At 60.2% G+C, this 23,224-nt stretch carries 20 protein-coding genes; 8 read left to right on the top strand and 12 right to left on the bottom strand.

Features of this window, described 5'->3' with window-relative positions; translation table 11 throughout:
* The first annotated feature begins 36 nt into the window (after positions 1-36).
* A complete protein-coding gene (gene ycaC, locus ACYP2A_RS12835) occupies positions 37-666 on the top strand; it encodes an isochorismate family cysteine hydrolase YcaC (RefSeq protein WP_459745411.1) in 630 nt (209 codons plus the stop codon).
* Positions 667-1,150: 484 nt separating this feature from the next.
* Positions 1,151-1,459, top strand: coding sequence for a hypothetical protein (locus ACYP2A_RS12840; RefSeq protein ID WP_459745413.1), 309 nt, complete (start codon positions 1,151-1,153; stop codon positions 1,457-1,459).
* A gap of 207 nt (positions 1,460-1,666) precedes the next feature.
* Here ACYP2A_RS12840 and moaA read toward each other — a convergent pair whose 3' ends face one another.
* From moaA to ACYP2A_RS12875, 7 genes are all read right to left on the bottom strand, one after another.
* Positions 1,667-2,665 carry a GTP 3',8-cyclase MoaA gene (moaA, locus tag ACYP2A_RS12845; protein ID WP_459745414.1) on the bottom strand — a complete coding sequence of 333 codons (999 nt, stop codon included), beginning with the start codon at positions 2,663-2,665 and terminating at the stop codon, positions 1,667-1,669.
* Between the two features lie 111 nt (positions 2,666-2,776).
* Positions 2,777-4,111 carry a cation:proton antiporter gene (locus ACYP2A_RS12850; RefSeq protein WP_459745416.1) on the bottom strand — a complete coding sequence of 445 codons (1,335 nt, stop codon included), beginning with the start codon at positions 4,109-4,111 and terminating at the stop codon, positions 2,777-2,779.
* 109 nt (positions 4,112-4,220) lie between these two features.
* Positions 4,221-5,162: a class I SAM-dependent methyltransferase gene (locus ACYP2A_RS12855; RefSeq protein ID WP_459745418.1), complete on the bottom strand. Its 942-nt coding sequence runs from the start codon at positions 5,160-5,162 to the stop codon at positions 4,221-4,223.
* Between the two features lie 49 nt (positions 5,163-5,211).
* The gene (locus tag ACYP2A_RS12860; protein WP_459745420.1) at positions 5,212-6,408 is read right to left on the bottom strand and encodes a DNA-processing protein DprA; all 1,197 of its coding nucleotides are present in this window, start codon (positions 6,406-6,408) and stop codon (positions 5,212-5,214) included.
* Positions 6,405-8,501 (bottom strand): RecQ family ATP-dependent DNA helicase, encoded by a 2,097-nt coding sequence (locus ACYP2A_RS12865; RefSeq protein ID WP_459745421.1) that lies wholly within the window; start codon positions 8,499-8,501, stop codon positions 6,405-6,407. The genes ACYP2A_RS12860 and ACYP2A_RS12865 overlap by 4 nt, the downstream gene beginning before the upstream one ends.
* 145 nt (positions 8,502-8,646) lie before the next feature.
* Entirely contained in the window at positions 8,647-9,345 is a 699-nt protein-coding gene (locus tag ACYP2A_RS12870) for a YoaK family protein (RefSeq protein WP_459745423.1), read from the bottom strand.
* A gap of 107 nt (positions 9,346-9,452) precedes the next feature.
* Positions 9,453-9,737 carry a hypothetical protein gene (locus tag ACYP2A_RS12875; protein WP_459745424.1) on the bottom strand — a complete coding sequence of 95 codons (285 nt, stop codon included), beginning with the start codon at positions 9,735-9,737 and terminating at the stop codon, positions 9,453-9,455.
* 550 nt (positions 9,738-10,287) lie between these two features.
* Here ACYP2A_RS12875 and ACYP2A_RS12880 point away from each other — a divergent pair.
* Together ACYP2A_RS12880 and ACYP2A_RS12885 are read left to right on the top strand one after the other, a co-directional pair.
* Positions 10,288-11,850 carry a TerC family protein gene (locus ACYP2A_RS12880; protein ID WP_459745426.1) on the top strand — a complete coding sequence of 521 codons (1,563 nt, stop codon included), beginning with the start codon at positions 10,288-10,290 and terminating at the stop codon, positions 11,848-11,850.
* 146 nt (positions 11,851-11,996) lie between these two features.
* A complete protein-coding gene (locus ACYP2A_RS12885) occupies positions 11,997-12,275 on the top strand; it encodes a hypothetical protein (RefSeq protein ID WP_459745427.1) in 279 nt (92 codons plus the stop codon).
* A gap of 15 nt (positions 12,276-12,290) precedes the next feature.
* Here the strand turns inward: ACYP2A_RS12885 and ACYP2A_RS12890 are convergent, their stop codons facing one another.
* A complete protein-coding gene (locus ACYP2A_RS12890; RefSeq protein WP_459745429.1) occupies positions 12,291-12,875 on the bottom strand; it encodes an N-acetyltransferase family protein in 585 nt (194 codons plus the stop codon).
* A 66-nt stretch (positions 12,876-12,941) separates the two neighbouring features.
* Entirely contained in the window at positions 12,942-13,853 is a 912-nt protein-coding gene (locus ACYP2A_RS12895; protein ID WP_459745430.1) for a LysR family transcriptional regulator, read from the bottom strand.
* Between the two features lie 104 nt (positions 13,854-13,957).
* On the opposite strand from ACYP2A_RS12895, the gene ACYP2A_RS12900 reads away from it, so the two are divergent.
* Complete coding sequence (locus ACYP2A_RS12900; RefSeq protein ID WP_459745431.1) at positions 13,958-15,127, top strand: acetylornithine transaminase; 1,170 nt, start codon at positions 13,958-13,960, stop codon at positions 15,125-15,127.
* Between the two features lie 126 nt (positions 15,128-15,253).
* Positions 15,254-15,778 carry a DUF4174 domain-containing protein gene (locus ACYP2A_RS12905; protein WP_459745433.1) on the top strand — a complete coding sequence of 175 codons (525 nt, stop codon included), beginning with the start codon at positions 15,254-15,256 and terminating at the stop codon, positions 15,776-15,778.
* A 32-nt stretch (positions 15,779-15,810) separates the two neighbouring features.
* Here the strand turns inward: ACYP2A_RS12905 and ACYP2A_RS12910 are convergent, their stop codons facing one another.
* Both ACYP2A_RS12910 and ACYP2A_RS12915 read right to left on the bottom strand, forming a co-directional pair.
* The gene (locus ACYP2A_RS12910) at positions 15,811-16,251 is read right to left on the bottom strand and encodes a CBS domain-containing protein (protein WP_459745434.1); all 441 of its coding nucleotides are present in this window, start codon (positions 16,249-16,251) and stop codon (positions 15,811-15,813) included.
* Between the two features lie 120 nt (positions 16,252-16,371).
* On the bottom strand, positions 16,372-18,948 hold the full coding sequence (locus tag ACYP2A_RS12915; protein ID WP_459745436.1) for a bifunctional diguanylate cyclase/phosphodiesterase: 2,577 nt from the start codon (positions 18,946-18,948) through the stop codon (positions 16,372-16,374).
* A 125-nt stretch (positions 18,949-19,073) separates the two neighbouring features.
* Here ACYP2A_RS12915 and ACYP2A_RS12920 point away from each other — a divergent pair, with 125 nt between their 5' ends.
* A complete protein-coding gene (locus ACYP2A_RS12920; protein ID WP_459745438.1) occupies positions 19,074-21,434 on the top strand; it encodes a DNA polymerase II in 2,361 nt (786 codons plus the stop codon).
* On the opposite strand, the gene ACYP2A_RS12925 is transcribed toward ACYP2A_RS12920, so the two are convergent.
* Entirely contained in the window at positions 21,431-22,249 is an 819-nt protein-coding gene (locus ACYP2A_RS12925) for an NAD-dependent protein deacetylase (RefSeq protein ID WP_459745439.1), read from the bottom strand. The genes ACYP2A_RS12920 and ACYP2A_RS12925 overlap by 4 nt on opposite strands.
* A gap of 105 nt (positions 22,250-22,354) precedes the next feature.
* Between ACYP2A_RS12925 and ACYP2A_RS12930 the strand changes: the two genes are divergently transcribed.
* The gene (locus tag ACYP2A_RS12930; RefSeq protein ID WP_459745440.1) at positions 22,355-23,197 is read left to right on the top strand and encodes a PhzF family phenazine biosynthesis protein; all 843 of its coding nucleotides are present in this window, start codon (positions 22,355-22,357) and stop codon (positions 23,195-23,197) included.
* The last annotated feature ends 27 nt before the right edge of the window (positions 23,198-23,224 follow it).

Genomic DNA, 23,224 nt, shown 5'->3' on the forward strand with positions numbered 1-23,224 from the left:
GTTCGGCGCTGCCTTTGAAAACCACAGGAGTCAATCATGAGTAACGCCCCTTACAAGCGCTTGAACAAAGATGACGCCGTCGTGCTGCTGGTCGATCACCAGACTGGCCTGATTTCGCTGGTCCAGGATTTCTCGCCAAACGAGTTCAAAAACAACGTGCTGGCCCTGGGTGACATCGCCAAGTTCTTCAATTTGCCGACCATTCTGACCACCAGCTTCGAACAAGGCCCCAACGGTCCGATCGTGCCTGAGCTCAAAGCGCAGTTCCCGGACGCGCCGTACATCGCCCGTCCAGGCCAGATCAATGCCTGGGACAACGAAGATTTCGTCAAGGCGGTCAAGGCCACCGGTCGCAAGCAGTTGATCATCGCCGGCGTCGTGACTGACGTGTGCGTGGCGTTCCCGACCCTGTCGGCGCTGGCCGAAGGCTTTGAAGTGTTCGTGGTCACCGACTCGTCGGGCACTTTCAATACCACCGTGCAGCAAGCCGCCTGGGCGCGCATGAGCGCTGCCGGTGCGCACCTGCTGAACTGGTTCTCCGTGGCTTGCGAGCTGCAGGTCGACTGGCGCAACGACATGGAAGGCCTGGCCAATCTGCTGTCCCAGCGCCTGCCGAACTACCGCAACCTGATCAACAGCTACACGACGTTTACCGCTTCGCACTGATCCTTGTACGGCGCCGTACGCGTTCCCGACTAAAGTCGGTCCTACAGCGCCGTGGTTTTTTTGCAGGCTGGCCAAATATGTAGTGATTAAAAATAATCACTACATATTGGTTGACGCCTGCGTTTTCATTTTGCATGATGCAGCCATCTCCCTGATCGGGAGCGCAAAAAAGATGCACATAACCAGCCCTGCAAGCCGCCGGGTTGTTCCAGGATGTAGGCTGCCCACAAGGCAGATTGAAGAAGATGAACCAGCATCACGTCATTACAGACGAGCAGCTGGCGAAACGACCTCATGACGCGCTTTGTGGTTGATCCGTTTCCGATCGCCAGCCAGGTCTTGGGCCTTCGCTACCTTCTCTCTGCAACCGACACGCTGGTGTAGTGGTTTCGCCCTGTAGCTACATTCGACGCTGCATTCGAAACGCACGGTAAAAGTCGACGATCAAGTCCCTTGAACAGAGAACGAGCGAAGGAGCATCACCATGACTATCAACCACCTGACCATTGATGAACTGGCTCGTCTGTTTGCTGCCCGCAAAGACACCCTGGACAGCCATATCCTCTGGATCACCCACGCGGGTGAAGTTCGCCTGGACCCGATCACCCCGTACACCCAGGAAGACGAATTCCGCGCCGCCCAGCCGCAATTGTGCGTCGCGCTGAAGATGTTTCGTCGCGGCCAGGGTTATGTCGGCAAGAAGGCAGCGGCTGACCAGGCATTTCTGGAAACCCAGCTGCGTGCCCTGCGGCATGAGTGGCACAAAACGCGTCCCAGCGCCCGCGTAGCCTGAAAAACCGCACCCTGAAACCCGACACCCATGCCGTAAAAAGCATGGGCGCCGGGTTTTTTATTTGGAAATAATCTGTTGCGTCGATTTTACAAGCCGCGCTGGTTACGCTAAATTTCTTGCCCAAGAGCCAGCAGGTGGCGCCGCAGTGATCTTTAAGTAGGTCTGGACCACTCTGCTGGCTTTTGCGTTTCTAGCGTTTGTGCAGTATCAGCCGCCGGTCATGTTCATGAACCGCACCACTTGCACGTCATCATCGATGCGGAAGTCATGGCTCCAGGGCTTGAGCTGCATGGCCTTGATAATCGCGTCTTCCAGGGCTTTTGGCTGGTCCGGATTGGCGCGCAGCACTGCTTTCAGGTCGGCCGAGTGCTCGTTGCCCAGACACAGCAGCAGGCGGCCTTCGACCGTCATTCGCACCCGATTGCAGGTGGCGCAAAAGTTATGGCTGTGCGGCGAAATGAAACCGATGCGGCTGTGCGGTGCATCGGCCACGCGCCAGTAGCGCGACGGGCCTTGAGTCGAATCGGTGGAGGGCAGCAGGTCGTAGCGTTCGGCAATCCGCTCGCGTACCTGGTCGCTGGAAAAGAATGACTCTTTGCGGCTGTGCTCGCTGATCAGCCCCAGGGGCATCTCTTCAATGAAGGTGATATCCAGCCGGCGCTCGATGGCAAAAGCCACCAGGTCGTTGATCTCATGATCGTTACGCCCCTGCATGACCACGCAGTTGAGCTTGGTATGCACAAAGCCTGCATCATTGGCCGCATCGATGCCTTCGATCACCTGTTGCAGGTGGCCGGTGCGGGTCAATTCATGAAAGCGCTGCGGGTCCAGGCTGTCGAGGCTGATGTTCAGGCGCTTGACCCCGGCTTCGAACAATGGCACGGCCAGTTTGCCCAGTTGCGAGCCATTGGTGGTCATGCACAGCTCGCGCAGGCCGGGCAGGGCGGCGATGCGCTTGCACAAACCGACGATACCCTGACGGACCAACGGCTCGCCGCCGGTCAGACGAATCTTGCGTGTGCCCAGCGCCACAAAGCTTTGTGCCACGGCGAGAATTTCTTCCAGGCTCAGAATTTGCTGGCGCGGCAGAAACGTCATATCTTCGGCCATGCAATACACGCAGCGAAAATCGCAGCGATCAGTCACCGACAGGCGCAAATAGTCGACCTTGCGTGCAAAGCGGTCGAGCAAGACAGAATCAGCCATTACACCCTCGCAAATCATGACAGGCGCCAGCTTGAGTCCTGACCCTGTCACCGTCCAATCGCTTGTGACAATAGCATGATCGACCGGGTTGATGATGGCCACTGGCAGGACTCATCGCAGGCTGCGCTCATAACGGTCAAGCAACGGCTGAGTGCTGATGCCGTGCAATAAAATGCTCATGCCGACCACCGACAAGGTCAAGCCGGTGATGCTGTGTGCCACTTGCGGCTCAAGTCCGTGCGCCAGGGCGTAACACAGGTAATAGAGGCTGCCGATGCCACGAATGCCGAACCAGCCCACCAGCAGCTTTTGCCGGGGGGCCAGCAGCTTGCGGCTGACCAGCAGCCAGACACTGAGCGGACGAATGACAAAAAACAGTGCCAGCCCCAGCGCAATGGCCCGCCAGTCCCAATACAGCGCCAGCGAGGCACCGAGCAGGGTAATCAGCAGCACTTCCATGGCCCGCTCGACCAGGCTGCCGAACACCAGCATGTCGCCCATCATCACCCCGGCGGCCAGTTGCGGGTCGCTCAGTTCTTCGGGCCGGGCCATCGTGGCTTCAGCGGGCGCTACGTGCTTGTGCGCCAGAACAGGCTTGGCGATATGCTCGGCAGGCACTTCAGAATGGGTGATGCGCGCCTCGGCCCGGCGCAAGCCGACGCCGGCGGCAAACACCGCCAGAAAGCCAAAGGCTTCCAGGCTCTGGGCGACGACGTAGGCCAGGGCAATCAGCGCCAGGGCCAGAAAGTCATTGGGTGAGGTGGTGCTGTCGGCATGCCGGACGCGCAGGTAAATCATCAGATGGCCGACGCCACGACCCATGAAATAGCCGATCAGCAGGCCGGCCGGCACGCCCCACAGCAAATGCTTGAGCGCCCAGTCGCCGACCCAGTCCTGAATCGGTCCGCCTTGAGTAATCAACATCAGAGCAAACAAGACAAATGGAAAGGCGGTGCCGTCATTAAGCCCGGCCTCGCCGGACAGGCCGAAGCGCAGGCGATCCTGATCCTGCGCATCGTTGACTTGCACCAGGCTGGCCAGCACCGGGTCGGTGGGCGACAGCACCGCGCCGAGCAGAATCGACAAACTCCACGACAACGCCAGCAAGTAATGCGCTACCAGCGCCAGGCCGACAATGCTCGCTACCATCACCGGCCCCGCCAGCCAGTAAGCCGAATGCCAGGCCTTGTCACGCAGCGGCATGCGCAGTTTGATGCCGGTGTTGAACAGCGAAAACAGTACTGCCACCTCGGTCAGGCGCTCCAGCCATTCCTTGGACTGCTCGATGTCCAGGCTCAATAGCTGAAAACCCAGCGGGCCGATGGCAAAGCCAAACAGCAGGCAAACCGCCGAGGTCGTCACCGGCAGCCAGCGCAGCCACGACGACGTCAGCGCCAGCAGCATCAGCAAGACGCCCAATACCGCCATACACAGCATGAAACTCATTCCGGGATCCTCGTCAGCCTTGCTATCAAGGTGTGACTACGCGTGCCGGTGAGAGTTGGAGGCAGTTTTCAGCTTTCTGATCGTGCCGGTCGAGCGCCAGGCGCTGTGCTTACGGGGCAAGGGTAAACACCAGCGCCTTCAAGCCACCTTCGGCACTGGCATCGGGAAATTCCGGCGGGTTTTCCAGCCGTTCGACAAACTGCAACTGCGGCGCCTCCCGGGCCATTTGCTCGAGCAGAAAGTCCTGGCCGATGGCCGGATCGTTCATGCACGCCAGCACACTGCCGCCCGGTTCAAGCAATTGTGGCAGGCGACGCAGTACCCGCTGGTAATCCTTGTCCAGCACAAAGCTGCCTTTCTGGAACGACGGCGGGTCGATGATGATCAGGTCGTACGGGCCGCTGCGGGTGACCTTGCCCCACGAGTTGAACAGGTCGTGGCCCAGAAAGCTGGCGCGGTTGCGGTCATGGTCGTTGAGCTTGTGGTTCTCGCGACCGCGATTCAATGCCGCCTTGGCCATGTCGAGGTTGACCACATGCTCGGCGCCACCGGCCACGGCGGCTACGGAAAAGCCGCAGGTGTAGGCAAACAGGTTGAGTACGCGCTTGTCTTGAGCCTGGGCGCGTACCCAGTCGCGGCCATAGCGCATGTCCAGAAACAGCCCGGTGTTCTGGTTGCGGCCAAAGTCGAGCTTGTAGCGCAGGCCACTTTCGCTGATGACCCGGTTGTCGAAGTGCTCGCCGACCAGCCATTCGGTGGTGCTTTGCGGCAGGTAGCGATGCTGCAACAGCAAGGCCTGCGCCTGGCTGGTCTGCCATGGCGTCGAGCGGGTCAGGTCGAGCAACAGCTGCTTGAGGGCGGCCAGTTCGTCTTCAGCGGGCTGGCGAAACAAGGCGACCAGTACCACGCCTTGCATCCAGTCCACCGTAATGTGCTCAAGCCCCGGCCATACCCGGCCACGGCCGTGAAACAGGCGACGGGTTTCGGCCGGGGCCGGGTCCAGGGCGGTGAGCAGGTGCTGTTGCAGGGTGGCGAGCGATTGCGGGGTCATGGCAGCGGTCATAAATAATCGGACGCGTATGGTAAACGGATTTTTGCCCTCAGGCGTGCAGGTTCAGTTCCGGTTGTTCTGGAGCGCCCCATTGATAGCGCACAGGGTTCGTGAGTCTATTTACCCGGCCTTCATCCATGGATTGCTTGAGCCAGGCATTCACGAGTTCTTCTGGAAGCGCCCACTGTGCAGTCAACTGCTGCGCGGTGACTGGCTGATCGAGTTGCTGCATTTTTTCCAGAAACAACTGATAAAAGCTCAACCCGCTCGGCAATGCAGCAGGCTCCACGGAGTATTGGCCTACTGATGGCTCTCTGACGGCCTGCGGCGACAGTAATGTTCCGATGTCCAGCAGGTCAGGGGTCTCTTTCAGCCACTTTCCACCCTGAGCGACCAAAGCAGGATTGCCGGCGTGTGAGTCTTCGGTCTGCTTCACCCATAAGGGCACCCAGTCTTTTTTCAGGTTTTCCAGCGCACCGCTCCACGTACCTCCCGATACACCAGAGTGTACGACCAGAGCTGCCTGGCTCAGGCAGTAAATATACTTGTTGCGAGCCATTGCATTGCCTTTATTAAAACCAGCCTCCGGATAAAACGGCGACACCAGAACAAGGTTGCCATTCATCAACCCTTGTCGCCATTTTGAGGTTGTAGCTGCTCGCAACAGGCTGTCTGCAAGGATGCCGACTACAGTGCCGCCATGGCTCAGACCGCCGAGCATTGTTGTTTCGTCAACCCCTTTTGCGCCCCCGGAAACGACACTGTAGCCCGCTTCAACAATGCGCTGGCCAAGTAAACAAGCGTCATCCAGTTCGTTTTCGCTGGCATTTCTGGAACCCACGACGCTCACCCCTTGACGATTCAATAGCTCCTTGTTGCCACAGCCGTAGAGAACAGGTGGTGCGTCGGTGCGTAAATGGTGTTTGAGCAGTCTTGGATAGCTGGCATCCGAGCGGGTCAGGACCCAGATACCGGCCCGGCTCCACTTCTCCAGTGCAAGTGCCAGAGAATGGCCACGGTTCAGGAGCTGTTCGATACGCTCAAGCGCAATCCTGGAGTCAGTCCAGCCTTGTAAAACCGTTCGCGGATCATTCGTGATCAGGTCTGAAGGGGTATTGCCCTGCTCGTTGAGCCATTGCGCAAAACGTCCCCATTCCGAGGGAGTAAGGGGTTTGATACTGTCTTTCTCGGGCCTGGAAAAATGCGAGGTCAACAGGAGAATGGACTGAGTATGGGTGTTGGTCATTGCTTGCTTGCCGTGGAGGAGATCGCAACCGGATAGACCGGACCACTGCCGGCAATGCGCAACAGTACCGCGATGACCGTCAATGTCCAGCCTGAATCGATCATGTCATCGACCAGCAACACTGGACCGCAAGGGATCGTTTGATTGATGGCGAAGACACCGTCCAGATTGCGGCACTGATGAAAACTGTTGCTTTGAAATTTTTGCGGCAGGTTGACGGCGACTTTGCTTATACAGTCGATAAATGGAATGCCCAACGCCTCGGCCAGCCTGCGCGCGTAGTCGGGAACCAGTTCCGGGTGAGTCAAGGAGGCAACGCAGCATAACCAGGCAGGAGCCGGTTTGGGCTGCCAGCGCTGCTTGATCATTTGCGCAAGCGCTTCGACTAGCCGGTCATCAAAGCGGCCACGCTCCTTGTCATCGGCCGCCATCGCACCCCATCCGCCATCTCGCCAGCGGGACAGGACACGGCCTTCTTCTGCCTGTAAATGTTTGGGCAACCGAGACGGGAAAGCGTAGGTGTTGAAAGCGTTCTCACTGGTCTGTTTTCGGGGCTTGATTGGAAATTCGGCATTTCGCATAAATGTTGCGGCTTCGTGTATCCGCTCTACATCGACCGAGTGGGATACCAATGCACGTGCGAGGCAGTTTGCGCATTTTCCGCACGCTTCTTGATGTGGATCGTCCAGCCTGTTTCGTAGAAAGCTCATCAGGCATCCGCGCTCATCCATATAGGCATTGACCAGTGCCCACTCCTGTTCGCGCATCTGTGACAGGCGGGTTACGCGCTCTCCATCAAGTTGGTAATGGATAGGCGTGCGGTGCCATTTGTTTTCCAGCTTGATCAAGGGTGCCGGACTTTCCACGCTGAGCAGCTTGAGGATCTTTTCGATCTGGCTGCTGGGCAGGTTGCTGTGTTGTTCAAGATCGCGGAGTGATAGTCCTTCATGCTGTTCAAGGGTGTTTAGCAGGTCATCAATCTGTGCGGGTGATGGGAAAGCCGAACGGCGGAAAAAACCATGGATCAGTGAGTCCTCTGTCCCTGACATCAAGATGCCTACGGAATGCTCGATGGCCCGTCCCGCCCGCCCGACTTGTTGGTAATAATCAACCAGCGAGCCCGGTGCCTGATAGTGAATGACAAAGCCCAGATCAGGCTTGTCGTAACCCATGCCTAAAGCGCTGGTAGCAACCAGCACTTTGATCCGGTTATGAAGGAGCGCATCTTCGAGAAACTGGCGATAGGCATGACTGTCCGGAAAGTCGCCGTGTATGACCTCGCTATGGTAAGCCGCAGCGGTGATGGCGTGAGTCTGTAGCCATCGGGCGACCTGCTCGGCATCTCGCTGTGTCAGTGCATACACAATGCCGGATCCCGATAATTGCGGGATGGTGTGTGCCAGCCAGGCCAGGCGCGTTGCCTGATCGGGGAGTTTCAGGTTCTGCAACGCAAGACTTTCGCGAATCAATGGACCTCGCTGGATCTTGATGTCGCCGAATTGATGACGAATGTCATTGATGACACGGTCGTTGGCCGTCGCCGTCGTACCCAGCATGGGGGTGTTGGCCGGGAGAAAACGCATGATGTTGATAATGCGTCGATAGTCCGGTCGGAAATCGTGTCCCCAGTCTGAAATACAATGGGCTTCATCTATTACCATCAGGCCAATACGGTCAGCGACAGGTTGTAGAACGTTCTGGATGAAGCTGTCGTTAGCCAGTCGCTCGGGTGATACCAGCAGGCAATCGACTTGATCAGCCAGAATCGCTTGTTTGACCTCTTCCCATTTTTTTGCATTGGTGGAGTTGATCGTAACGGCCCGAATGTTCAAACGTCTGGCGGCGTCGATCTGGTTGCGCATCAAGGCCAGTAACGGTGACACGATAAGCGTCAGGCCATGGCCGCGGTCACGAAGAATTCGGGTGCCAATGAAGTAGACAGCGCTTTTGCCCCACCCTGTGCGTTGTACCACCAGAAGTTTCTCGCGGCGATTGACCAGTGCGTCAATGGCTTCCCATTGCCCGGGTCGAAAGCAGGCTTTCGTATTGCCAATTGATGTTCTTAACAGTTGCTGCGCATCGTCTTCAGTCATCGATAATCCTTTATCTGTCTTACCAGCGTCAGTCCATTGTGTCGCGCCCAGCATAAGTGGCCGGGGGATGTGTGGGCTACGTGTACAAGGCTGATAATGAGTGTCAGCAGATGAGTAAACGTAACGATAACCGTGGGTTTTGCCCTCAACGCGGCATGTAACACCGTTGCCAGCGCACCGGAATTCCCAGCGTCAGCAGCCCCAGCACACCGGCCAGTGCCGCGCTGACCAGCAAGGCCGCCATGCCCAGGCGATGTTCGAGCAGCGCGCCTACGACCGCGCCGACGAACATGCCGGCCCAGGGCACCAGTTGCATGGCCCAGCCTGTTCGGCGCTCGCCCAGCAGCCAGCGCCCCAGGCCACGACCGAAACGCGAAAGCGCACCGGTCACATAGGTCAGGCCCACGGCCATGCCGCTGACTTGCTCGACGGCGGCATTGAGCATGCCCATCGCCAGAATGGCGCAGACCAGTGCGCTCAACTGTGCTTGAGCCGGCAGCAGCGCGGCGCCACAGAGCAAGGCGCTGATGCTCAGCAGCAGCGGCAGGGCGCGCCTGCCACCCAGGCGGGCGACCAGAATGCCCAGTGCGTTGCCGAGGATGAAGATGACGATTGCCAGCGCCAGCCGTCCGATAGCGCTTATATCGCCTTCACCGATCGCCACCGCCAGGCGGGTGGTGTTACCGCTCATGAACGAGACGAAATCACCGGTGGCCATGAAGCCGATCGCATCGGTCATGCCGGCCAGCATCGACAGGCAAGCCACCAGGGCCAGGCCGATCCGGTCGCGGATTTTCTGCCGCAAACGGTAACGCGGAATGGGATTTACGGGTTCGGACGGCATCGACGGTTCTCGGCAGGGTCTCGGTAAGGCAGACGATACCGCGTTGCCGGGCGCAAACGAAAACGGGGAAGCCATTGGCTTCCCCGTCGGGTGTCACGCATCGGCGCTCAGAGGTTCTGTGAGCTGGCGATCATGGCCTGAGCCATTTGTACTTTCTGCACTTCAGTCATGGTGTCCCAGATCTGGGTCTTGGCGTAGTAGCCCAGCCCGCCAAGGCTGTAGCAGACCAGAGCGCCGACCAGCAGAATGGTGGTCAGGCTCCAGCTGTCTGCACGCTCTTGCTCGCGGGTAAAGTCGCGCGCGTATTGCTTGTCAGCGTGGTGGCGGGGATCCTGTACCGAGGAAAAGCGTTTGAGCCATTGGAACAGGTGGATTACAACGTACCGCAGCATGGTTGAGAGCCTCAAGGTGATGAAAAGGAAAAGCCGAAAACGAAAAAAGCCCGTCTTTTGGACGGGCTTTCTTTTTATAAGTGGATCAAGTCGCTGAAGGCATGGATGCCTGCGCTTGTCGCTGTTGCAACATTTTAGAACAAAAAAAACGGTAAAGGCCAGCGCTAATCCATGGTTGTCGGACAACTGGTCCTTGATCGGGCTGCGGCAAATCGCCACGTCGCCCGCTGAATCGCCTTGTCCTCCCAAGCATCTCCGTCAATCCTTGTAATAATTCTTCAGATTAAGAAAAGTTACCGCGTATTGTAGGATTTGATCCCGTCATTGATTTCAGGACTGTATGAACACCCTCCAGGAGCCCCCCAATCGTTGCAAACGCCCCCCTTTGCGTTTGCCGGTATTTCGCTCGATCGCCAGCGAATGTTCCGATTCAGGCATGCCCCGATGCCGTCCGCTCAGCCTCTCATCTGTCTGCCTTGAGCAAAGCCCGACCTTTAGCCGTCGTGCGCTGACGTTTGCCGCCCTTTTTACCGACAAGAAGAACTGACACATGGAATGGATTGCTGACCCCACGGCATGGCTCGGCCTGCTGACCCTTATCGTGCTGGAACTGGTATTGGGTATCGACAACCTGGTGTTTATCGCCATCCTTGCCGACAAATTGCCGCCACACCAGCGCGACCGCGCACGGGTGATCGGCCTGACCCTGGCATTGCTGATGCGCCTGGGCCTGCTGGCGAGCATTTCCTGGATGGTGACCCTGACCGAGCCGTTGTTCGAGGTCTTCGACAAGAGCTTCTCGGGCCGTGACCTGATCATGCTGTTCGGTGGTGTGTTCCTGCTGTTCAAGGCCACCATGGAGTTGCATGAGCGTCTGGAGGGCCAGGTCAGCCAGCGCGCTGCCACCGGCGTCTATGCGCAGTTCTGGCCTATCGTGGCGCAGATCGTCGTACTCGATGCGGTGTTCTCGCTGGATGCGGTGATTACGGCGGTGGGCATGGTTGAGCACCTGTCGGTGATGATGATCGCGGTGATCATTTCCATCGGCCTGATGATTGTCGCCAGCAAGCCGTTGACCAAATTTGTCAACAGCCACCCGACGGTGATCATGCTGTGTCTGGGCTTCCTGATGATGATCGGCTTCAGCCTGACCGCCGAAGGCCTGGGTTTCCATATTCCCAAGGGCTATCTGTATGCGGCCATCGGCTTCTCGATCCTGATCGAGCTGTTCAACCAGATCGCGCGCAAACGCCGCAAGGCCTCGGCGCATGGCAGCCTGCCACGTCGTGAGCGTGCAGCGCATGCGGTGATGCGTCTGTTGGGTGGGCGCAAGCTGGAAGAGGGCGAGGTCGACGAAGAAATCAGCGACATGCTGGGTGACACCGACAGCGAAGCGGCGGTGTTCGATCGCCGCGAGCGGGTGATGATCAGTGGTGTGCTGCAACTGGCCGAGCGTCCAATCCGTACGGTGATGACGCCGCGTGCCGAGGTCGACTATCTGGACCTCAAGGATGACGCCGACAAGATCCGTCTTAAGCTGATGCATTCGTCCGTGTCGCGCTTGCCGCTGGTGGGTGAGGGCGGTATCGACGAACCGCTGGGCTATGTGCACAAGAAGGAACTGCTGCGTGAGCTGCTGGCCGGCAACGAGCCGGACATGACCCACATGTCGCGCAAGGCGATCAATCTGCTGGAGAATTTCAGCATCCTTAATGCGCTGGAACAGATGCGCAAGGAGTCGACGCACATTGCCTTTGTGGTCAACGAATTCGGTGACTTCATCGGTATCCTGAGCATGACCGACATTCTTGAGTCGATTGCCGGCCAACTGCCGGACGCCAGTGAAATGGTCGGCCCCGGCATCGTCGCGCAGGGTGAGGATTTCCTTGTCTCGGGTGCGCTGAACCTGAGCCTGATCCGCGAGCGTACCGGCTTTCAGGCGCGGCCCACCGAGGATTATCAGACCCTTGCCGGGATGGTGATGAGCTTGCTGGATCGCCTGCCGGTGATCGGGGATCGTCTGGACCACGAGGGCTGGAGCCTGCAAGTGGTCGGCGTCGAAGAGCGCCGGGTATCGCAGGTGCTGTTGCAGCGCCAGGCGGCTGCCGGCTAACCGTCAATCCGCCGCCGACGCCTGTGCAGCGTCGGCGGCGTGTTATTGGTCGCCTGGTTTCAACAAAATGGCATAAGGCTGGTCTATCCTGCCTTCATACCGTGGCTTCAACCTGCAGTCAGCCACTCCACCCCCTGGAGCTTGTCATGACTGCTGCCATTCTTTTCAATCCCAAACTGACCTATGACGTAATCCCGAGCGCCAGCCGCAAACCGTATCCGGTGTGGCGCATTCGTGATCGCAAGGTCTATGCCTACCTTGAGCACGACCCGCGCCGCGACTGGAGCGGCGAGATCGGTACCCTGAGCCTGGGCAATCCGCAGCGGCTGGTCGACCACGACGGGCAAACCATTGCCTGGATCGTTGGCAATGAAGTGCGCGATACCAAGGGGCAGCGCTTCGCGCTGAGCGAAGTCAAGGAGTAGCCGGGTAATAGCCGATCAGCGCCTGCGTGGGCGCGAGATCACCGATTCGATATTCTTGCGCCCGATCAGCAACGCTCGCCCGGAGGCCGGTTCGCTCGCCACTGGCGGTTTTTCTGCCAGCCACTTGAACATCACCAGGCAATCCACCAGCCCGAGCCGCGCATGCCGGTAGGCACGCGGCAGGCGCCCGACGGTCTCGAAGCCCAGCTTGCTCCACAGCGCCACGGCGATGCTGTTGCTGGACACCACCGAGTTGAACTGCATGGCCAGAAAGCCGCTGTCACGCGCCAGTTGCTGGGAGTGCTCGCACATCAGGCGCGCTACGCCGCGCCCACGGGCAGCCTCAGTGACCATATAACCGCAGTTGCACACATGCTTGCCGGGGCCGGCGGCATTGGCCTTGAGGTAATAACTGCCAAGCAGTTCACCGTCTTGCTCGGCAATCAGCGTGTGCAACGGCAGGTTCAACCACAGTTCACGGGCCTGTTCTGCGTCAAGTGCCGGGTCGTAGGCATAGGTTTCCCGGGCCTGGACGATGGCCTGGAAGGTCGGCCAGAAGCGTTCGAAGTCGTCGGGCGTCATGGGGCGGATGTTGATCATGTCGGTCCTTGCGGTCTACGGCGTGTGCCGCACCTTATGCGGCGCATGGCCAATCTGCAAGATGGCCTACGGATTAATCCCCCACAGCCCCACCGCATACTCGACAAAGCTGCGCAGTTTGGGCAGGCGATAACGATCTTGCGGGTAGATCAGGTGCATGGGCCGGCCGGGCAGGCGATAGTCGGGCAGCAGTGCGATCAGCCGGCCCTCGCGCAGGTCCTGCTCGACCAGTGCATCGGGCAGCATGACGATGCCCATGCCGGCTATGGCCGCCCGATACAGGCCTGCCGAAGAGTTCATGATCAAGGGACCGGCAACCGGCACTTTTACCTCGCCTTCAGGCCCGCCCAGCAGCCAGTGTTTTTCGGTCGCGCTCCAGTCATCGCCTGCCAGGTAGGCAAATGACAGGCAATCGTGAGTTTGCAGGTCGTCCGGGTGCCGGGGCGTCGAGCGTCGCGCCAGGTACTCGGGCGCCGCACAAATGGTCAGCGTGTAATCCTGCAGCGGTCGGGCGATCAGTCGCGCCGACGACGGCAGGGTGCCCATACGAATGCCGACATCGAAGCCGTTGTCGAGCAGGTCCATGCGCTGGTTGGTCAGCACCACGTCCAGCTTGATCTGCGGGTAGCGTCGGGAAAATTCGCACAGCGCAGGCGCCAGGCGCTCGGAGCCGAAGGTCAGTGGCGCGGTGATGCGCAAGGTGCCGATCGGCTCGCCCAGAGCCTGCTCGGCCAGTTGTTCGGAGTCGGCGACCAGCCCCAGTACCTCCAGGCAGCGCTGGTAATAGGCCTGGCCAAACTCGGTCAGCCGCTGGCGGCGGGTGGTGCGTTTGAGCAGGCTGACGCCCAGGCGTTGTTCCAGGGCGCGCAGGTGATTGCCGACCATGGTCGTGGAGATCGCACACTCGCGCGCGGCGGCGGTCATGCTGCCGGACTCGACCACCTTGACGTACACCGACATCGCCTGAAAAAGGTCCATTATCAATCCATACTTTAAGAAGATAGAAGTGTTGCGGGGTTTATCCATCAGAGGTGGCTAACGATACTGCAAATATCCCCCGTCACACCATGGAGCCTGATGTCATGACCGCCACCTGCCTGATGAACACTTACCAGCCGTTGCCGCTGAGCTTCGTGCGTGGCCTGGGCACCCGACTGTGGGATCAGGACGGGCGTGAGTACCTCGATGCAGTGGCCGGTGTGGCGGTGACCAACGTCGGCCATGCCCACCCGACCCTGGTGGCCGCGATCAGCGAGCAGGCCGGCCTGCTGTTGCACACCTCCAATCTGTACAGCATTGACTGGCAGCAACGCCTGGCGCGCGAGCTGACCCGGCTGTCGGGCATGGAGCGGGCGTTTTTCAGCAATTCCGGTGCCGAGGCCAATGAAACCGCACTCAAGCTGGCCCGGCTGCACGGCTGGCACAAAGGTATCGAGCAACCGCTGGTGGTGGTCATGGACAACGCCTTTCATGGCCGCACCCTGGGCACGCTGGCGGCCAGTGACGGGCCGGCGGTGCGTCTGGGTTTTGCGCAGCTGCCGGGCGATATCCTGCGGGTACCGTTCGGTGATCTTGCCGCTTTCGACCAGGTGTGTGCCCAGCATGGCCCGCGTATTGCGGCGGTACTGGTCGAGCCGATTCAGGGCGAAAGCGGCGTGCATGTGGCGCCTGCCGGGTACCTCAAGGCCCTGCGCGAGCGGTGCAGCCGGCGCGACTGGCTGTTGATGCTCGACGAGATCCAGACCGGCATGGGCCGTACCGGTCGCTGGTTTGCCTTTGAGCATGAAGGCATCGTGCCGGACGTCATGACCCTGGCCAAAGGCCTGGGCAATGGCATTCCGATCGGCGCTTGCCTGGCACGGGGCAAGGCGGCCAGCCTGTTTACCCCCGGCAGTCATGGCAGCACCTTTGGTGGTAATCCGCTGGCCTGTCGGGTGGGCTGCACCGTGCTGGAGATCATCGAACGGCAACAACTGGTAAACAATGCTCAGGTGCAGGGACAGTACCTGCTGGAACGTCTGAATCAGGTACTGGGCGCTCACCCTCACGTTGCCGCCATACGCGGGCGGGGCTTGATGATCGGCATTGAATTGCACCAGCCGATTGCCGGTCTGGCCTTGATGGCGGCCCGGCAGCACGGGCTTCTGATTAACGTGACCCGGGGCCGGACCATTCGTTTGTTGCCGCCATTGACCCTGGCTGCCGATGAGGCGCAAATGATCGTTGAGGGTCTGCAACAACTGCTGGCCTGACCGACCACACAGGAAGCAGGGTGGATTTTGGGGTATACCATCAGGGCGTGATGCGGTAGAAATTCACGTGGGAATTGCGAATCAACCTCGCCATATGCCAACCCATGGATTTACAAGGAGCTACTCATGCCTATCCGGTCCCTGACCCTCGCCACCCTGTTGTTGGTGGCCGCGCCGGTGTTTGCCGCCGACAGCGATACGCCGCTGGCCCAGGAGCGCGGCAAGACCCGGCCTTTGCTCATCATCGCGCCCAAGGCGTCCGATCCGACCCTGACCAAACTCAAGAAAGCCCTCGATGAACCGGCCAACCGCGAAGCCTTTGCCCAGCGCAACATGGTGTTGTACACAGTGGAGGGCCTTAACGGTGAGCGCAACGGCAAGGCTCTGGATACCCAGACCACCATGGCGCTGATCCGCTACTTCAATCCGGGTGTGGGTGCCGGGAACCGGGTGGTTCTGATCGGCAAGGACGGCGAAGTGAAAATCAACAAAGAGACGGTTGAGCCCAAGGAAATCTTCGCCACCATCGACCAGATGCCCATGCGCGAGAAAGAAGCCGCTGCCCCGGCAGTGAGTGCTGCGCCCGAAGCGCCTGCCGAGAAGGCCCCGAAGGCGGCCGGCAAGGGCGCACCTGCCGCGCTGGATGATTAGATCGATCAGGCCGGGCAGCGCCGGCCTTTGACTCATTCGCCGCGAATGTACTGTTCCAGTTGTTGAATCAGGCTGGCCTGCTCGGCGATGGCTTCCTTGACCAGGTCGCCGATCGACAGCAGGCCCAGCAGTTGGCCGTCATCCACCACCGGCAGGTGGCGCAAGTGGTGGTCGGTCATGATATTCATGCACGTTTCGACGTTTTGCGTCGAGTCGACGGTAATCACCTTGCTGCTCATGATCGCGCTGACCGGGGTACCGGCCGAGGAGCGGCCCTGCAAGACCATCTTGCGCGCGTAGTCGCGCTCGCTGAGTACCCCGACCACCTTGCCATGCTCGGCCACGGCCAGGGCACCGATGTTCTTGTCGGCCATCAGCCGCAGAGCGTCGAGCACGAAGGCGTCGGGGGCAATGGTGTGCACTTGACGATGCTGTTCAGGCTTGAGTTTAAGTAACTGGGCTACGGTTTTCATCGTGCTCTCCAGAGGCGAGAACTTACAGGATTGGCCCTCGACGGGGTGACACAAGCATCCGGCAAGCGCCTGTACCGTGCAAGCCTGAAAACGCCCTGTGTATTAAGGAAAACGTCGATTTCAGGACCCGACCCGGTCGTTATTGGTGGCAAGGGCTGCCAACAGTTGGGCCAGTGGCATTGGCCTGTTCAGGTAATAGCCCTGGACTTCGTCGCAACCGAAGGCGGCCAGGCGTTGCAGTTGTTGTTCGGTTTCGACACCTTCGGCGGTAATGGTCATCGACAGGGCACGACCCAATGCAATGATCGCTTGCACGATAGAACGGCCCTGCACACTGCTGTCGATTTCCTGGATAAAACTGCGGTCGATTTTCAGGGTGTCGAACGGGAAGTCTTTCAGGTAACTCAACGACGAGTAGCCCGTGCCGAAATCGTCCATCGATAGCCGCACCCCCAGTGCCTTGAGGGCAAACATCAGTTGCAGGCTTGACGCGGCATCCTCGATGACCACCCGCTCGGTCAGTTCCAGTTCCAGCCGGTGACTGGGCAGGCCGGTCGCCGTCAGTGCATTGCGGATCCGCTCGACCAGGCCCGGAGCACGAAACTCCACGGCAGAGATATTGACCGACACATGCAGCGCGTCACCCCATAGTGCGGCATCGCTGCAGGCACGATGCAATACCCAGTCACTGATGGGCACGATCATGCCGTTTTCTTCGGCCAGCTCAATGAACTGGTCGGGCATGCACAAGCCCCGTTGCGGGTGCTGCCAGCGAATCAGTGCTTCGGCGCTAATGATGCGCCCCGTGTGCACATCGTGCCGGGGCTGGTAGTGCAGGCTGAATTGTTCATCCCTCAGCGCCGCCCGCAGGCTGGTCTCCAGTTCGCGTTGCTGCTCAAGGTGCAGGAGCATGCCCGGATCGTATGAGCGCCAGGTATTGCGACCGCCGTTCTTGGCCTGATACAGGGCCAGGTCCGAAAACCTGATCAGGTCTTCGGGCTGGCGGGAATGGACCGGTGCCTGGGCGATGCCGATGCTCAGGCCAATAACGACTTCCTGATTGTTGACGATAAACGGCTGACTGATACAGGCAATCAATGCCTTGCACAGCTGCTCGACGTCTTCAAGGGTCGCCAGTGCAGGGGCGACAAGAATGAATTCATCGCCGCCCTGGCGTGCCAGCAGGCCGCCTGGCGGCAGGCAGCGCGCCATGCGCAGCGCCGATTCGCGCAGCACGCAATCGCCGCCACTGTGGCCGTAGATATCGTTGACCGGCTTGAAATGATCGAGGTCCAGATTGAGTAGGGTCAGTGGCTGCGGGCGGCGGGGCAGTTGTTCCAGTTGGCCGATCAGAAATTCGCGCAGTTGCAGGCGGTTCGGCAGGCCGGTAAGCGTGTCGTGCCGCGACAGGTACATCAAACGCTCTTCGCCAGCCACCTCGCGGGTGATGTCCGAGGCGCTGCCCTGGTAACCGATCACCTGTTCATCGCGCAGGATCGGCCTGACCGCGATATGGCTGGTCAACACCGCGCCGGTGGGCGAGCAATGGGTGCAGCGGATCACCGAGCGGGCAGTGGCTGTGTGTTGCGCTCGTACCCAGTCGCGCAGTGCCTGGCCCTGGCATTGCAGCATGTCGTCCAGGCATTGTCCCAGCCAGGCGTCGGCGGGTTGCCCGGTGATATCGCTGAACCGCTCCGACAAGTAGGTGATGCGCAAATCCAGGTCGGTTTCCCACAGCCAGTCCGAGGCCGCTTCGGCTACGTTACGAAAGCGTGCTTCGCTACTGGCCAGTGCCGCGCGGCTGCTGTGAATCACCTCGTACTGCTTGTCCAGCAGGCGGGCAGTATTGAGGGTGCGGTGGGCGATGCGGCGGGCCACGAACAGCAATGTAGCCAGCAATATCAACAGCAGCGGTAGCAGTACACGCAGCAAGCGGTAGCCGGGTTGATCGGGATTCCAGCGCAACAGCAAGTAAGGGGCGGCCTGCAACCGGGGCTGCCCGGCAGCGTCGTCAGGGGCTACAGGCACGCGCAAGTCGCAGAGCTCATAGCTGTTGCCCAGCGTACGCAGCTTTTGCGGACTCAACAGATATGCCAGTACCAGTACCGACTGCACGCCCGTGGTCTTTTCTACGCTGGGATCGTTACCGGGACTTAACCGCGAAGCCACGAGAAAGACCGGTTGGCCCTGACGCTCGCGAATCTGCGTGGCGACATATTCATCATCATGGGCGGTGCGTGCCTCTTCGATCAGATTGGCCGGAAAGCTGCCTAGCCAGTTCTGCAACGATTCATCGGTCAACTCGCCCTGATCCAGTGAATAAGCAGTGTTGTCGCGAGGGTCGATCACGAATACCCCTTCGAAATGGAAACTGCTGAACAGTGAAGCCCCCAGGTTATCGCGGGTATAGGCCCAGTTTCGGTCGACCTGCAGGTGCAAATGACGGTAGGCATCGCCCCAAGGGGCATTTTCAAGCGCTACAGTGGTAAGGCGCTGTTGGGTAGCCTGCCAGAGCTTTTGCATCAAGCGCTCACTGTGCGCGCTGGCATCGCGGTTCAACTGCACGGCGATCAACAGCAACGCCGCGACCATGATCAATGAAATCGTCCCCAGCAGCCCCAGCAATGCAAACAGGGTGCGTCTGGCCAGCAACACATTGCGAGGGTCGGAGGCTTGTACCCTTGTCGCTGTTTTCATCAAGCAATTTCCAGAGTGCTACTACTGATGACGAGTATTGACTACAAAGGCGTCTGACGCCCAGTCCTGTCCCTGTTGAATACTGAGTAGAATGTCCGCTTCAACCGACAGACAAGGCCAGCGCGTTGGATCTACAGCCGGGTTTCATCCTCAGCCGCCACTGGCGCGACACGCCCGCCGGGACTGAAATCGAGTTGTGGCTGGCCACCGATCACGGCCCGCGTCTGATTCGCTTGCGCGCCCCACCGTCGGTGGCGTTCATGCCTGCGGTGCAACGCGAGCGCGCCCAGGCCCTGCTGCGCGGCGAGGAAGGGGTCGAGCTGCGCGAGCTTGAGCTGAAAGACTTTCGCCATCGGCCTGTCGTGGGTATTTATTGCACACAGTACCGGCAATTGATGAACGTCGAGCGCTTGCTGCGCAAGGGCAACCTGGACGTCTACGAAGCCGATATCCGTCCCCCGGAGCGCTACCTGATGGAGCGTTTCATCACGGCGCCTGTGCTGTTTGGCGGTACTGTCGATGCCGACGGCGTGGTGTGCCAGGCGACCGTGCGCCCGGCGCCCGATTACCGCCCGCGCCTGAAACTGGTGTCGCTGGACATCGAAACCACCGAGCGCGGCGAGTTGTATTCGATTGCCCTGGAGGGCTGCGGGCAGCGCCAGGTGTACATGCTGGGGCCGGCCAATGGTGATGCGTCGAAGGTGGATTTCGACCTTGAGTACTGCGCCAGCCGTGCTGAACTGCTCACCCGGCTGAACCAATGGCTGGCCGAGCATGACCCGGACGCGATCATCGGCTGGAATGTGGTGCAGTTCGACCTGCGCATCCTGCATGAGCATTCCAGAAAGCTCGGCGTGCCCTTGCTGTTGGGACGTGGCGGTGAGCCGATGGGCTGGCGCGAGCACGGCAGCCGCCAGCATTTCTTTGCCGAGGTCAGCGGCCGCTTGATCATTGACGGCATCGAGGCGCTGCGTTCAGCGACCTGGAGCTTTGCCTCGTTCAGCCTTGAATTCGTCGCCCAGAGCCTGTTGGGTGAGGGCAAGGCGATCGACACGCCGTACCAGCGTATGGACGAAATCAACCGCATGTTCGCCGAAGACAAACCGGCGCTGGCGCATTACAACCTCAAGGACTGTGAGTTGGTGACGCGGGTGTTCGAGGTCACCGGGCTGCTGACCTTTCTGCTCGAGCGCGCCACGGTCACCGGCCTTGCCGCCGACCGCAGTGGCGGCTCGGTGGCCGCGTTCTATCACCTGTACCTGCCGCAGATGCATCGTCAGGGCTTCGTTGCGCCCAACCTCGGCGAGCGCATGCCCGAGGCCAGCCCCGGCGGCTTTGTCATGGACTCGCGGCCCGGTTTGTACGAGTCGGTCGTGGTGCTCGATTACAAGAGCCTGTACCCGTCGATAATTCGCACTTTTCTCATCGACCCGGTGGGGCTGATCGAAGGCTTGCAGCAACCCGATGATGTGCATTCGGTGCCGGGCTTTCGCGGCGCCCGCTTTTCACGCACCCGGCACAGCCTGCCGGCCATCGTCGAGCGGGTCTGGCAGGGCCGTGAAACGGCCAAGCGCGAAGGCAATGCGCCGTTGTCGCAAGCGCTGAAAATCATCATGAATGCCTTCTACGGCGTGCTGGGCTCCAGCGGGTGCCGTTTTTTCGATACCCGCCTGGCGTCGTCGATCACCCTGCGCGGGCATGAAATCATGCAAACCACCCGGCAACTGATCGAGGCGCGGGGGCATCAGGTGATTTATGGCGACACCGACTCGACGTTCGTCTGGCTGGGCACGCCCCACGACGAGCGGCAGGCGCAGGCCATCGGGCGTGACCTGGTGGCACATATCAACCAGTGGTGGGCCGCGCACCTGCAACGGGAATATGGCCTTGATAGCGCGCTGGAGCTGCAATACGAAATCCATTATTCGCGCTTTCTGATGCCCACCATTCGCGGTGCCGAGGAGGGCAGCAAGAAGCGTTACGCAGGCCTGGTGACCCGCGCCGATAACACTCAAGAAATGGTCTACAAGGGTCTGGAGTCGGTGCGCACCGACTGGTCGCCGCTGGCCCGGGAGTTTCAGCAGGCGCTGTACCTGCTGATCTTCCAGCGCCGCCCTTATCAGGAGTACATCCGCGATTATGTGCGCCGCACCGTGGCCGGTGAGCTGGACGACTTGCTGGTGTTTCGCAAGCGCCTGCGTCGGCGTCTGGACGAGTACCAGCGCAACGTGCCGCCGCATGTGCGCGCCGCGAAACTGGCCGATGAATACAACCAGCGCCTGGGCCGGCCGCTGCAATACCAGCGCGGCGGCTGGATCAGCTATGTAATGACTGTCAACGGCCCGGAACCCCTGGAGGCACGTCAAGCACCCATCGATTACGACCATTACGTGACCCGCCAGCTGCAACCTTTGGCCGATGCCATCCTGCCGTTTGTCGACGACGATTTCAGTCGCCTGATCGGCGGGCAACTGGGGCTGTTTTAACCCAGTGCCTCAACCACCTGCGGTAGCAGGGTTTCGCAAGGCACTTCGAACTTGGCGGTCAGTAGATCGTCGGCACGGGTCTTGCCCTGATTGATGGCCAGAACCGGTTTGCCTTGTTCAGCCATGTGTTTGCACAGGCGGAACGCCGACCAGGCCATCAGCGAGGTGCCGACCACCAATAGCCCCGCTGCCTGGCCAGCCTGCTCCATGGCCAGGGCGGCGGTGTCGCAGGCGACGTTTTCACCGAAGAACACCACATCCGGCTTCAGCCTGACGCCTGCGCAGTGCGGGCAGGCCGGCAAGCGAAAGTCACTGATGTAGGCCGCATCCAGCAAGGTATCACCGTCGGGGGCCTGCACGGCGTCGACACTGCTCAAGTAAGGGTTGTCGGCCAGCATCTGTTGCTGCACCACCGTGCGTTCGCAGCGCTGCCCGCAATCCAGGCACAACACCCGGTGCAGGCTGCCATGCAACTCGGTCACCGCCGGGCTGCCGGCACGGCTGTGCAGGGCATCGACGTTCTGGGTGATCAAGCCGCTGATGCGGCCCGCCGTCTGCAGCTCGGCCAAGGCACGGTGCGCGGCATTGGGTTGTGCCGCCAGAATGCGCGGCCAGCCCAGCAAGGCACGCGCCCAATAGCGCTGGCGTGCGGCGGGGTTGGCGATAAACTCCTGATACATCATCGGCTGCTGGCCGCGCCGCACACCTTCGCGGTCGCGGTAATCGGGAATACCGGAGGCGGTGCTGATACCGGCGCCGGTGATCACCAGCAGCGGTTGTCGAGAAAGGTACTGGCAGAGCGTTTCGAGGGGCATGAGCGATTTTCTCCTGGCAGGCTCACCGAGCTTAACCCGAGCGGTGCTTTATCTGCACCGCAGGCGTATGCCATCCTCACAGTCTTTGCCCGACAGGAGTCCGTCATGCGTCGCTACCCGTTCAAACAGCTCGATGTTTTTTCCGAGCAACCGTTGCAAGGCAATCCACTGGCGGTGGTGTTCGATGCCGACGACCTGAGCGACGAGCGTATGGCCGCGCTGGCGAACTGGACCAACCTCAGCGAAACCACGTTTATCCAGACCCCCACCGACCCGCAGGCCGACTATCGCGTGCGCATTTTTACCACGCTCAGAGAACTGCCCTTTGCCGGGCATCCGACCCTTGGCACCTGCCATGCGTGGCTCGAAAGCGGCGGGGTGTCCAAGGGCGAAGAAATCATTCAGCAATGTGGTATCGGTCTGGTGCGAATTCGCAAGGTCGGCGAGCAGCTGGCGTTTACCGCGCCGCCGCTGTTGCGCAGCGGCCCGGTAGACGATGAACTGCTGGCGCGGGTATGCCTGGCGCTGGATTTGAGCCGTGATGAAGTGCTCGATGCCCGCTGGGTCGACAACGGCCCCGGCTGGTTTGCCCTGCACCTGGCCAACCGCGCGCGGGTACTGTCGCTGAAACCTGACTTTTCCCGCCTCGATGGTCTGGTGCTTGGTGTATTCGGTGCCTGGGAGCCGGCCATTGACGGCAATGAGGCACAGTATGAAGTGCGTGCCTTCGTCGGCGGCGATGGCATGCCCGAAGACCCGGTAACCGGCAGCCTCAACGCCGGGATCGCCCGCTGGTTGTTCGAACAAGGCCTGGCACCGCAACGCTATGTGGTCAGCCAGGGCACCGCGATAGGCCGCAATGGCCGGGTTCAGGTCGAGCGCATTGGCGATGACATCTGGATTGGCGGTGCGTCCGTGACCTGTATTGAGGGGCAGCTGCATTTGTAGGGATACGTGCCGTCAGGGCATAACAAT

The sequence above is a fragment of the Pseudomonas sp. 3A(2025) genome (genome assembly GCF_054589175.1).